This is a genomic window from Microbacterium abyssi (assembly GCF_015277895.1).
Lineage (GTDB): Bacteria > Actinomycetota > Actinomycetes > Actinomycetales > Microbacteriaceae > Microbacterium > Microbacterium abyssi.
The window spans coordinates 2,555,438-2,568,461 of the sequence record NZ_CP063815.1 but is presented as its reverse complement, the minus strand read 5'-3'; the positions used below and the strand labels follow the sequence as shown (position 1 = coordinate 2,568,461).

Here is a 13,024-nt window from a genome sequence, read left to right as displayed (position 1 = left end):
GATTTATTGCGTGGAAAGTGCCTGTACGAGAAGGGGGCCGAGCGCACGGGCTGCGGCGTCGGTCAGATGGTTGCCGTCAGCGAAGGTCGCGACGCCGGCGACGAAGGCCGGGCAGCTTCCGGTCGCGCAGAACCAGGCGTCGGTTCTGACGAAGTGGGCGTCTGCGGCGTCGCTTTCGGCGACGGCGTCCTCTGTGGCCTTGGTCCACTCGGAATAGCTGCGTGGCATCGTCCGCAGGCAGTCCCCCGGTGTGCTCGCCGGCGTCTTGCAGTCCACGAGGTTCTCCCCGGGAGGCGGGGATGCGAGGACGACGACCTGCGACCCCATCTCGGTGAGACGGCCGACGAGATCGGTCAGCGCAGACTTGTATTCGCGCAGTTTGTCGACCGTGTCTTCGCCCGGCATCCGCGTAGGAGTATCCCAGGTGTCGACGATCACGACCGTCTGGGGCTTGTGCGTCCCGATCCACTTCATCGTCCAGGCCCGATGATCATCGCATTCCGGGTAGGGCGACGAGCCCTGGGACGTGCGCACTTGGACCGCGACCGGCGCGGCGGGGCACTGCTGCAATGTCAGCGACTGGATGCGCTGATCGGGAAACGCTTCACGCAGCGTCGGCATGTAGCTGATGGCGTGTGAATCGCCCAGAAGCGCGATGAGCTCGGCTCCCTCGTCGCCGTACGCGCAGCCGTCGGCGTTGCTGTCATCGACGTCGAGGCAGTGATCGGTCACCCACTCCGGCACTCGCGCGTCGTCACCGAGTTCGTCGACCGCCGGAGTGAGCTCGGGCCATTCCTTCGCGCGCAGCGCTTCACGCACCTGATCCTGCCGTTCGGTCGCCGAGGTCGCGGACGGCGACCCGACTCCGGTGGGGGAGTGACCTGTCGCCTCGGCCAGCATCGGGGCGAGGAGGAGGGATAGTTTCGTGTACCCGGCGGCGTTGGGATGGACCCCGTCTGACGAGATGAGATCTGCGTGCCCGACGAAAGGCTGCCCCGTGTCGACATAGATGACATCCGCGCCTGCGGCGGCTTTCTGCACCGCCGCAGACTTCGCCGTGAACGCCTCGTTCAGAGGGTCGTCATCCGCCCAGGGAGAAAGCGCGATGACGGTAGCGTCCGGGTGCGCGTCCCGCAGGGACGTGAACAGCTTCAGCGCGGCGGCCTCGATGCTCTCCGCGGGGTCGTTGCGGCCGCCCGCGACGACGATGATGTCGGGCTCGTCGGTGATCGCCTCCGACTGCTCGAGATATGCGCCGCAGTGCTCCTTTCCGCACCCCTCGACCCCGGCCTCGGTGACGTAGCCCGTGCCGCCGGCGGCGAGGTTGACGGCGTTCCAGCCGAGTTCCTCCGAGACCGAAGTCGGCCAGTCGGGGCCGTCACTGCCGATGCCGGCCGTGTAGGAATCCCCGAGGAAAACGACTTCCGGAGGGCTGATCGGAGTGCGGGGCTCCTGCGGAATCAGCGCCCATGCCACCGTGCCGACCGTGACCACCGACGTCAGCGAAAGGGCGACGAGCTTCGGAACCGGCCCACGATGCCGCCATCCGCGGGGGTTGCGGAAGGTGGCCTTCACGCGTCCGTCCAGCCAGCTTGAGTTGCGGATCGGGTTCTCGACGAGATGGTAGGAGCCGATGGAGCATCCGATGATGACCGCTATCGCGATCGCCTGATTGGGCACCGTGTCGAGCGGAAGGTACGTCGACATCAGAACGATGACCGGCCAATGCCACAGGTACAGTGAATAGGAGACATCGCCGACATACGTGGAGACACGGTTGGTGAGCGGCCAGAGGAATCGCTGCTCGCCTCCGGTCCCGGCGATGATGACCAGCGCCGTCGCCAGAACGGGCAGGAGCCCCCACGGAGCGGGGAAGGTTCTCTCGGGGGTGACGACGAAGAGGGAGATGCCGATTCCCACCAGACCCAGCCACCCGAGCGCCGGCCGCCACTCGTCAGGAATGCGCGCGCACGACTTCGCGAACACGGCGATGGCGGCGCCGATGCCCAGTTCCCACGCTCGGGAGAACGTGGAGAAGTAAGCCCAAGTGGGTGAGGCGGCCGTTTCCCACATCGACCAGACGAATGAGCCGACGATGATCGCAATGATCGCCAGCTGCACCGAGACGGAGGACCGGGACGAGCTGCCTGCACGGGCCTTGGCGCCGAGCCACAGGATCAGCAGCATCAGCCACGGCCAGACGAAGTAGAACTGCTCCTCGACCGACAGCGACCAGTAGTGCTGCAGGGGTGAGACAGCGACATCGGGCTGGAAGTAGTCGGTGCCCTCCGCGGCGTAGTTCCAGTTCGCTGAGAAGAGCGATGCCCATACGCCGTCCCAGAAGGTGTCCGTGGCGCGCACCCTGCTCAGCAGCAGGTAGCTCGCGGCGACGGTCAGGATCACCACCAACGTCGCGGCTGGAAGGATGCGTTTGATCCTCCGTCGGTAGAACCCCGAGAACGAAATGGTGCCGGTTCGCTCGTGCTCGCGAAGCAGTAGGCCGGTGATGAGGAAACCGGAGATCACGAAGAAGATGTCGACGCCGACGAAGCCTCCGGCGGGCCAGTGCAGCAGGTGATCCAGGATGACGGCCACGACGGCGACCATCCGCAGGCCCTGCACATCGGCGCGGAAAACGGCCCTGTGCGCACGCGGCATGCGTGAGCGCGAAGCCATTCCCAGCATGGCCGTCTCCGTCCCCAGGGCGAGCGCCGGCGGTCATCCCCACAATGACGTCCACATGGACGGCGCTCGTCTCTCAAGTGTGATCATAGGGGAATCACTGCACGGCGCAACCACATTTTCGCTCTCTCTCGCGGAACGAGAATCGGATACGGTGTATGGCACAGCCGGACTGGGGCGGCGAGAGGGGACAGCATGACGGGTGTTTCTGTGCGATCTTCCGGAGCGGCCGTGCTGCGCGGAGGCGGGCGCCTGATCGGTTTCGGCCTGTCGGTCGCGCTGCTCGCGGCCTCGTCTCTACTGCTGATTCCCGCGATGCTCGAGTCCGGCGGACAACAGGCGTGGGGGTCCATCGCGGTCGGGCAGGCTGTCGGCGCTGTCGCCGCCGTGCTCATCTATTTCGGGTGGGGGCACACCGGGCCGGCGATGATCGCGCGCGCCGACGCGTCCGCGGCGCGTGCGGAGTTCGTGGATTCGCTGCGAACGCGGCTCGTGCTCTTCGCGCCGGTCGCGGCCGTCGGCTGTGGGCTGGCCGCGCTGGTCGCGCCGTCTCATCCGCTCCTCGCCGTCGCCGGATGCCTGTCTGCCGCCGCGGTCGGATTCACCGCCGACTGGTACTTCGTCGGGCGCCGCGCACCGTGGGTCTATCTCGCGTTCGAGACTCTGCCGCGGGTGCTCGGCACGGCGGCCGGGATCGTGTTTCTCGTCAACGGCGCAGCCGTGATCGCCGGGCCGCTGTGCATGCTCGGCGGGATGCTCATCGGGTTCGCTGCGACCTCATGGTGGGTGCTTCGCCGGGGTCCGGCGGTCGCGACAAGTCGGCGTTCCGTGCGTGAGGTCATCGTCGCGCAGCGCCACGGTGTGGGTTCCGGCGTTGGTACCTCGGCTTATGCCGCCCTGCCGTTGGTGCTGATCTCGCTTCTGGTACCGGGGATCCAACCGACCTATGCGCTCGTGGACAAGCTGCAGCGCCAGCTCAGCATCGCCCTGGGTCCAGTGGTGTCGGTGGTGCAGGGGTACGTGCCCCGACTCGAACCCTCGGTGACGATGCGTCGAGCGCGGCAGGCACTGCTCGCCGGCGCCGTCTTCTGCGTGGCGCTCGCCGGGGCGGTGCTGATGGTGGCCCCCTGGCTCTTCGCCTGGCTGGGCGCCGGTCAGGTGCAGCCCGATTACGCCGTCATGGTTCTCATGTCGGTGTTCGTCGGTCTGAACGTATGGGAATCGATTCTGGCGCGTGCGGTGCTCGCGGCCTTCGGCAGGCTGGATGCTGTCGCCAGGGGAACGCTCATCAGCGTGACCGTCGGACTGCCGCTGGTGGTCATCGGCGCGCTGATGTTCGGTCTCGTCGGTGCGTTCGTCGGTCTGCTGACCGGGCTGCTCGCTCGGGCGGCGTACGAGCTGGTCGTCGCCGTCCGCACGCGGCATGTCGCTGAAACGACGGAAGTGAAGGGCTCATGATGAGACATCTGATTCTGCTGGCACTCTGGCTGCTGCCGGCATCCCGAATCAAGAACCGCCTGCTGACTGCCTGCGGTCACCGGATCGCACGCGAGGCCACCGCGCGATCGAACCTCGTCTGGAAGGTGCGGTCGTTCGAGATGGCGCCGCATGCGCGCATCAACCGGTTCAACGTCATCAAGGGCATGCGGGAGGTTCTGCTGTTCGAGCACGCCTCGATCGGCCGGAACAACATCATCAGCGCGCACGCCGCGTACTCGCGGATACCCGGGAGTGCGCGTCTGGAGATCGGCGAGCACGGCTATGTGACCAGCCGGCACGGTATGGATTGTTCAGGATCCCTGATCGTCGGCGCGTTCTCCGCCGTCGCGGGGTTCGGCTCGCAGGTGCTGACGCACAGCATCGATCTGACCAGGGATGCGCAGACCGCGTACCCCGTGGTGATAGGCGAGCGCTCGTTCATCGGGGCGAAGTGCCTTCTGCTGGGCGGCGCCCGATTGCCGTCCCGGTCGGTGCTGGCGGCAGGCTCCGTTCTCACCGATGCGGAACGCTCCGATCAAGGACTGTGGGCGGGAGTGCCCGCACGCTTCAAGACCGCGGTCGAGGGGCGGTGGTTCGATCGCACGGTCGGCGCGACCAGGGACGTCTACGTTCCGCATGAAGACCGCACGATCCCGGCCGGTTTCTGAGGCGAGGCGGAGTTCAGCGCGGTGAAGCCGACAGCTGCCGGAACCACTTCACGCTGAGCGCCGCCGCGATCAGCGTCGTCGCGGCGAACAGCGCCGTATAGACGGCGAGGAACGCCGACGGCATTCCCCACAGGACGAAGGCGAGTGCCAGGATGCCGTAATCGGCGGGCAGGAGCGCCACCGCTCGCACCGTCGACGGCGCCGCTGCGGGAGCTGTCGCCTCGCCACGGCGCAGCAGCGGGAAGAGCGTCAGCGCGGCGAAGAACGCCACCGAGACGAACTGATATGCGAGCGCGACGGCGAGCCAGCCCGGTTCGGCGTCGTGCCGCCACAGTGCGATGAGCACGCCGGCGTGCACGGCGACCATCTTCCCGGCGTCGACGACGTGGTCCAGCCACTCACCAGCCGGAGAGCTCGCCCCCGTGAGGCGGGCCACCTGACCGTCCGCCGAGTCCAGGGCGAATCCGATCACCAGCAGTGCGGCGACACCGATGCCGGTCACGAGTGAGACCGGCGCCAGCACGAGCAGCACCAGTCCGGCGGCGGTGGCGAGCGCAGATAACAGCGTCACCACGTTGGGGCTGATGCCGAGGGTCGCCGCGCCGGCGGCGAACACCCTGCCCAGCGGGCGATTCAGCCAGCGCGAGTAGAGCGACACGCCCCTGCTGGACTTCTGGGCCAGACGCAGCGACTGCAGTGCCTCAGTGAACGACATGGGCTGCTCCTCGGTGGTGTCGATCGGACACCTTCGATCTTGGGTGTGGCGGTGACGACTGCCTCGGGTGTATGTTGCGTGAGAGTCTAACGACGAGATGCTTGTGGGAGAGCGTCTCCCCGCAACGTTTGCGGGTCAAATGGGGAGTACGCCGTCCGCGGCGACTGAGCACTCTGGGGAATTGTGCGCGCACGCAACTTGACGGCCGCCTTTGCGGTCGCGGCAGTGGTCATGGGTCTGCTCGTAGTGCAGCCACCGACACCGGCAGCAGCGTTGTCGTCGGGCGTCGACTTCAGCGCCGAAGACCTGCCTACCTGGCAGACCAACGGCACCGTCTGGGCGATCGGAGCAGCCAACGGGAAGGTCGTCGCCGGCGGCACCTTCTCGCAGGTGAGACCACCCGCAGGACAGCCCGGTACACCGCTGTCCCAGAACGCGCTGGTGATCCTCAATGGCGAGACCGGGGTGCCGGATCAGTGCCAGTTCAGCATGGGACTCTCGGGCGGCACGCCCACGGTGCGCGCGGTGGAGGCGAGCGAGGACGAGTCGGTGGTGTACATCGGCGGCAACTTCTCCAACGTCGGCGGCGTGAACGTCGCTCGGATCGCGGCCCTGAACATCGAGACCTGCACAGTGCTGCCGTTCCGCGCACCGCTGCCCAGCTCCACAGTGACGGCACTGGCCGTCCACGGAAACAGTCTCTACGCCGGCGGCCTGTTCAACTCCGTCGGATCCGCGGAGCGCAGAGCGTTCGCCGCGTTCAACGCGACCTCCGGCGCTCTACTGGACTGGACGGCCAACGCGGTCCGCACCCGCACCAACCTGCCGTCCTCCGTGGCTCAGGCCAGGGCCGTCGAAGTGTCGCCGGACGGCGCGAAGGTCGTCGTCGGCGGTGACTTGTTCGAGATCAACGGGGTCTTCTCGCATTCGATCGCCATGGTCTCCGGCGCGAGCGGTCCGAACGGCGCTGGTGGAGACGTCCTCCGTACGTACGCCTCCGGGTTCATCCCCGACACGTCGGTCACGAAGACCATCGTCGACGGCGGTGACGGACGTTTCTACATCGGCAACGAGGGTAGCGGAGGCGGCGTCTTCGACGGCAAAGCCGCGTTCTCGTGGGACACGGGTGACCAGGTCTGGCGGGACACGTGTCTCGGTGCCGTCCAGGATCTGCTCGTCCGCGGAGGAACGATCTACTCGGCCAGCCACCACCACGACTGCGCCGGCATCAACGCCTTTGCCGACGGCATCCGCCGATACTTCGGCGCACAGAGCACCGAGACGATGGAGTTCTTCGGCTGGCTGCCGCTGGGCAACGACGGCAACGGCGAGGGGATCGGTCCTCGCGGGCTGACCGTCGTCACCGGAAAGACGACGGGCAAGGAGTACCTGTGGTCCGGCGGCGAGTTCACGCGCATCAACGGGCACGAGCAGCAGGGGCTCACCCGCTTCGGCCCCGATGACACGGGTGCGCCGCCCACGCCGGTCGTCAGCGCCGAGGCCACGAGCGACGGCACCATCCAGGTGCATTTCCGCACGGTCGTGGATCCCGACGACGACCGACTCACCTACAGCGTGTACCGGGCGGGTGCCTCCGCGCCGATCTGGCAGGGCACCGCCAAGTCGCTGTGGTGGGAACGCCCGCAGGTCAGCTTCGTCGACTCGGCGGTGACTCCGGGAACCAACTACACCTATCGCGTCACAGCATCCGACGGCACGAACACCTCCGGGCAATCGGCGCCGAGCTCGGCTCGTGCCGTCGCCCCCGCCGACGACTACGGGCGCGTCGTTCGCGCGCTTCAGCCGGAGGCGGCATGGTCGGGCGCCGCTGTCGGCTCGTGGGTGGTCGATGAGTCGGCAGGATCGACGAGATCGGATGCCATCAACGGCCTGCTCACCGACGGCGCCTCGCAGGTGCTCGGCGACAGCGCGGATGCGACCAACACGACGGCGTACAGCTTCGACGGCAGCAACGACTACATCCGAAGCGAGATCCTCCGTCCTGGACCTTCGACCTACACTGTTTCGGCTTGGGTGAAGACCACCACGAACCGGGGCGGAAAGATCGTCGGCTTCGGCAACGGGCGTCCGAACACGGGCACGAACGACTCGCGTCTGAGCGGGAGCTACGACCGTCACCTGTATATGACGAACGACGGTCGGGTGCTCTTCGGCGTGTACAACGGCTCGACCGTGACGCTCTCATCGCAGACCGGGCTCAACGACGGCGACTGGCACTATCTCGTTGGAACGCAGGGGTCGAGCGGCATGAAGCTGTACGTCGACGGCGTGCCCGTGGCGTCGAACGGCGTGACGAACGCGCAGGACTACTGGGGCATCTGGCGGGCAGGAGGCGACCAGTTGAGCTCCTGGCCCAGCCGCCCCTCGAGCAACTTCTTCTCCGGCCTCATCGACGAGGTGGCGATCTATCCGACGGCGATCGGCCGAGTCGACGTCGCCGCGCTCTACCAGGCCTCGGGACGGACGCTGGAAACCAACACCGTTCCGACCGATCAGTACGGCGCGACCGTCTTCAACGATGACCCCGAGCTGTACTGGCGGTTCGACGAGACGAGCGGCCCCGCAGAGGACTCGTCGCTGTTCGCGCTCCGTCCCGGTGACTACGGAACCGACGCCGAGCGCGGAGTCGCCGGCGTGCTGCCGGAGAACGCAGCTGTGCGCACCTCCGGAGATTCCTCGGGAACGGTCGCGACCTCGCAGTCGCTGTCGCCCAGCTCCGTGTTCACCGCCGAGGCGTGGTTCAAGACGACCACGGATGCCGGTGGCAAGATCTTCGGCTTCGAGAACACGCCCACGGGCGACGGCTCCGCCTACGACAAGCACCTCTATATGACCGACGATGGTCGCCTGGTCTGGGGATCCTGGATCGGGTCTGCAGCCGTCGTGACCTCCGCCGACTCCTATAATGACGGGGTCTGGCACCACGTCGCCGCAGTGATCGACAGCTCGGGACGCAAGCTGATCGTCGACGGCCAGCAGGTCGCCCAGAGCGGTGTCACGGGTGCCGAGACGGGCGTCGGCTACTGGCGCCTGGGAGGCGGGAACGTCGGCGGCTGGCCGAACCAGCCATCGAGCAACTACTTCGACGGTGTGATCGATGAGTTCGCGGTGTACGCACAGTCGATGTCCGTGGCGAAGGCTGCCTCGCATTACGAGATGGGCGTGACGGGTGCGGATGTGCCGGCGGCGCCGGCGGCGGTCAACGCGGCCACCGCGGCGGGCGGCGTGGAGCTCACGTGGGAGGCCGCCGACAGCGGGTTCGGGGTGCAGGAGTATCGCATCTACCGCGGTACCGAAGCCGACTTCGCGGTCACGGAGGACACGCTGATCGGAACCAGCGAAGAGCTCACCTTCGCGGACGAGTCCGTCGCACCGGGCGTGGTCTACTACCGTGTCGTGGCCGTCGGGCCGGGCGACAAGGTCGGTGCGCCATCCGATGCGGTGGAGATCGACGTACCCGACACGACGGCGCCGACCACGCCCGACGATCTCGTCGCGGTGGTCGACGAGAACTCCGTGGCGCTGTCGTGGTCGGCGGCGACGGACGACGTCGCCGTGACCGCCTACGAGGTGCACCGCGGCGAGACCGATGACTTCGAGCCGTCGGCCGACACGCGGATCGCGACCATCACGGAGACGTCGTATCTCGACGCCGGCCGCCCCGCTGCGACGGCGTACTACCGGATCGTGGTGGTGGATGCCGCCGGCAACACGAGCGACGCCTCACAGACCGCGGAGGCCATCGTTCCGGACGTGACGGCTCCGACCACCCCTACGGGTGTGACAGCGATCACGGGCGGTGACCCGGAGATCGCGCTCACCTGGACCGCGTCCGACGATGACCTCGAAGTCACCGGATACGACGTCTACCGCGGATCGAGCCCGGACTTCGCCGTCACCGATGACGCCAAGATCGCGAGCGTGACCGCAACCTCTTACACCGACATCGGACTCACGCCGGGCACCTGGTACTACCGCATCGTCGCTCTCGACGCGACAGGGAACACCAGCCCGCCGTCCGAGGTGGCATCCGCTGAGATCGCGGACGTGACCGCGCCGACCGTGCCGGTGGACCTCACCGCCACGACAGCCGGCAATGACGTCTCGCTGACGTGGGCCGCGGCGAGCGACGACGTCGCCGTCGACCGCTACGAGATCCATCGAGGCTCGGCCACGGGATTCGAGACGTCTGCGGCCACGAAGATCGGTGAGAGCACGTCGGTCTCGTTCACGGACGCTGATCGCCCTGCGGGCACGGTGTTCTATCGCGTTCTCGCGGTGGACCCGACCGGCAACGCGAGCCTCGCGTCCGAATCGGCGGAGGTGTCGGTACCCGACGTCACCGGGCCCACCGCGCCCGCGGTGACGGCTCTTCTCGTGGACGGATCGGTCGATCTGTCTTGGAGCGGCGCGACCGACGATGTGGCGGTGACGGGCTACCAGGTGCATAGGGGGCAGTCGGCGGACTTCTCGGCTTCGGAGGCGACGAAGATCGCTGACGCGACCGGCACGACGTACACCGATGAGAGTGCGACAGCGGGTCCGTGGTACTACCGCGTGATCGCCGTCGATGCCGCAGGAAACGCCGGTGCGCCTTCGGCGTCCGCCGAGGTCATCATCCCCGACACGACGGCGCCGACGGCGCCGGCCGGGCTCGCCGCCGCGGCGGCGGGGGAGGACGTGCAACTCAGCTGGTCGGCATCCTCGGATGACGTCGCCGTGGCGGGGTACGAGGTCCACCGTAGTGCGACAGCGGGCTTCAGCCCATCCGAGGACACTCGGGTCGGCACTGCCACGGAGACGAGCTTCACCGACTCCGGTCTCGCACCCGGAACGTGGCACTACCTGGTCATCGCAGTGGATGCCGCCGGCAACGCGAGCGCGGCATCCAACGAAGCGACCGTCGAGGTGCTGGACATCGACGACACCGCTCCGTCCACGCCGGGCGATCTCGCCACCGCTGTCGATGCAACGGATGTGTCGCTGTCGTGGAGCGCGGCAGGCGATGATGTCGGGGTCACCGGCTATCAGGTGCATCGCGGCTCGAGCGCTGACTTCCCGCTGACGGCCGGTTCGCTGCTGGCCACCGTGACGGAGACGACCTATCTTGACGGCGGTCGCCCTGCCGGAAACTGGTTCTACCGAGTCACGGCCGTCGATGCGGCGGGTAACGTCAGTGTCCCGTCGACCGCGATCGAAGCGGTCATCGCAGATGCGTCGGGTCCGTCCGCGCCCGCCGATGTCACGGTGGATGTGAACGGCGCCACCGCAGACGTGTCGTGGGCGGCATCCACCGATGACGTGGGCGTCACGGGCTACCGCGTGTACCGCGGAGCGACGGCCGACTTCGAGGTCTCGGCAGAGCTCATGGTGGACGAGGTCACCGGGCTCACCGCCACCGAGGAATCCGTCCCTGCCGGCACCTGGTTCTATCGGGTGGTGGCGGTTGACGGTGCGGGCAACGTCAGCCTCCCGTCGGATACCGCCGAGGCGATCGTCGCCGACACGTCTGCGCCGTCGCTCGTGGCCGGGGTCGCAGCGCTGCCCGGAGCCTCAGGGGTGACCGTCGGCTGGCAGCCTGCCAGCGACGACGTCGCCGTCACGGCGTACTGGGTGTTCCGCGGTACCTCCGCCGACTTCGTTGTCTCACCGGAGAACAGGATCGCCCAGGTGACCGACGTGTCCTACCTGGATGCCGCACCGAGTGGAACCTGGTACTACCGGGTCGTCGCGATCGATGCCGCGGGCAACACCGGTCCGGCCTCGGATGCCGCGCAGGCATCCGTGGTGGATGTGGTGGCGCCGTCGGTGCCGTCTGGTGTGGCGGCGTCGGTGGTGGGTTCGGGTGTGGTGGTGTCGTGGTCGGCGTCGACGGACGATGTCGGTGTGGTGGGTTACCAGGTGCACCGTGGTTCGTCGGCCGGGTTTGCGGTGTCGGAGGCGTCGAAGGTCGCTGATGTGACGGCGTTGTCGTTCACGGATGCGGGTCGTCCGGTGGGGACGTGGTTCTACCGGGTGGTGGCTGTGGATGCGGCCGGGAATGCCAGTGCGGCGTCTGCGGAGGTGTCTGGTGCTGTGGTCGGCTCGGGAGAGCCGGTGATGGTGGATGTGCCTGTGGTGGATGATGCGATGGTGTTCGGGGTGATGCCGAACTCGAACTACGGTGCGAACACGCAGTTGTCGTCGCGGGGTGGCACGTCGCCGGTTCAGTCGTTCTTGTCGTTCGATCTGCCGGATGCTCCGGCGGGGATGGTGCTGACGGGAGCGGAGCTGCAGGTGCGGACCTCGACGGATCCGACGGCGTCGTCGGCGGATCTGCATGTGGTGCATCTGGTCTCGGGCGCGTGGTCGGAGTCGGGTGTGACGTGGTCGAACCGTCCGACGTCGGAGGGTGCGGTGCTCGGTTCTCTGGGCGCGACACCGGCGACGAACACCGCGTATGCGGCGTCGCTGTCGGCGGGTGCGCTGGCCGGTGCGCTGGGCACTCAGCAGACGCTGCGGTTCTCCAGCAGCGGGTCCGACAACGTGCGGTTGTGGTCCTCCGAGGCCAGCAACACCTCGTACCGCCCCACCCTCGTCCTCACCTTCACCCCGGGCTCTGAGCCGGTGGTGGATGTGGTGGCGCCGTCGGTGCCGTCTGGTGTGGCGGCGTCGGTGGTGGGTTCGGGTGTGGTGGTGTCGTGGTCGGCGTCGACGGACGATGTCGGTGTGGTGGGTTACCAGGTGCACCGTGGTTCGTCGGCCGGGTTTGCGGTGTCGGAGGCGTCGAAGGTCGCTGATGTGACGGCGTTGTCGTTCACGGATGCGGGTCGTCCGGTGGGGACGTGGTTCTACCGGGTGGTGGCTGTGGATGCGGCCGGGAATGCCAGTGCGGCGTCTGCGGAGGTGTCTGGTGCTGTGGTCGGCTCGGGAGAGCCGGTGACGGTGGATGTGCCTGTGGTGGATGATGCGATGGTGTTCGGGGTGATGCCGAACTCGAACTACGGTGCGAACACGCAGTTGTCGTCGCGGGGTGGCACGTCGCCGGTTCAGTCGTTCTTGTCGTTCGATCTGCCGGATGCTCCGGCGGGGATGGTGCTGACGGGAGCGGAGCTGCAGGTGCGGACCTCGACGGATCCGACGGCGTCGTCGGCGGATCTGCATGTGGTGCATCTGGTCTCGGGCGCGTGGTCGGAGTCGGGTGTGACGTGGTCGAACCGTCCGACGTCGGAGGGTGCGGTGCTCGGTTCTCTGGGCGCGACACCGGCGACGAACACCGCGTATGCGGCGTCGCTGTCGGCGGGTGCGCTGGCCGGTGCGCTGGGCACTCAGCAGACGCTGCGGTTCTCCAGCAGCGGGTCCGACAACGTGCGGTTGTGGTCCTCCGAGGCCAGCAACACCTCGTACCGCCCCACCCTCGTCCTCACCTTCACCCCGGCGCAGTGAGAGCAGTGATCGCGGGGAGAGATCGCCATGAGAG

Annotated in this window: 5 protein-coding genes; 3 read left to right on the top strand and 2 right to left on the bottom strand. The window is 67.6% G+C overall.

All coding sequences use genetic code 11. From position 1 onward, the window contains the following. Nucleotides 1–3: 3 nt before the first annotated feature. On the bottom strand, nucleotides 4–2,685 hold the full coding sequence (locus tag IM776_RS12350; RefSeq protein ID WP_194420389.1) for an SGNH hydrolase domain-containing protein: 2,682 nt from the start codon (nucleotides 2,683–2,685) through the stop codon (nucleotides 4–6). Between the two features lie 192 nt (nucleotides 2,686–2,877). Here IM776_RS12350 and IM776_RS12345 point away from each other — a divergent pair, with 192 nt between their 5' ends. Further along, nucleotides 2,878–4,140 (top strand): polysaccharide biosynthesis protein, encoded by a 1,263-nt coding sequence (locus tag IM776_RS12345; protein WP_194420388.1) that lies wholly within the window; start codon nucleotides 2,878–2,880, stop codon nucleotides 4,138–4,140. Continuing rightward, the gene (locus tag IM776_RS12340; RefSeq protein WP_194420387.1) at nucleotides 4,140–4,829 is read left to right on the top strand and encodes an acyltransferase; all 690 of its coding nucleotides are present in this window, start codon (nucleotides 4,140–4,142) and stop codon (nucleotides 4,827–4,829) included. The genes IM776_RS12345 and IM776_RS12340 overlap by 1 nt, the downstream gene beginning before the upstream one ends. A 13-nt stretch (nucleotides 4,830–4,842) precedes the next feature. Here the strand turns inward: IM776_RS12340 and IM776_RS12335 are convergent, their stop codons facing one another. Continuing rightward, nucleotides 4,843–5,544 (bottom strand): CDP-alcohol phosphatidyltransferase family protein, encoded by a 702-nt coding sequence (locus IM776_RS12335; RefSeq protein ID WP_194420386.1) that lies wholly within the window; start codon nucleotides 5,542–5,544, stop codon nucleotides 4,843–4,845. Nucleotides 5,545–5,775: 231 nt separating this feature from the next. Here IM776_RS12335 and IM776_RS12330 point away from each other — a divergent pair, with 231 nt between their 5' ends. After that, nucleotides 5,776–12,990, top strand: coding sequence for a CBM96 family carbohydrate-binding protein (locus tag IM776_RS12330; RefSeq protein WP_194420385.1), 7,215 nt, complete (start codon nucleotides 5,776–5,778; stop codon nucleotides 12,988–12,990). Nucleotides 12,991–13,024 lie beyond the last annotated feature (34 nt).

Excerpts from the sequence above, each read along its gene's own strand:
- IM776_RS12350 (WP_194420389.1), bottom strand. The coding sequence starts at position 2,685 with ATGCTGGGAATGGCTTCGCGCTCACGCATGCCGCGTGCGCACAGGGCC.
- IM776_RS12345 (WP_194420388.1), top strand. The coding sequence starts at position 2,878 with ATGACGGGTGTTTCTGTGCGATCTTCCGGAGCGGCCGTGCTGCGCGGA.
- IM776_RS12330 (WP_194420385.1), top strand. The coding sequence starts at position 5,776 with ATGGGTCTGCTCGTAGTGCAGCCACCGACACCGGCAGCAGCGTTGTCG.
- IM776_RS12340 (WP_194420387.1), top strand. The coding sequence starts at position 4,140 with ATGAGACATCTGATTCTGCTGGCACTCTGGCTGCTGCCGGCATCCCGA.
- IM776_RS12335 (WP_194420386.1), bottom strand. The coding sequence starts at position 5,544 with ATGTCGTTCACTGAGGCACTGCAGTCGCTGCGTCTGGCCCAGAAGTCC.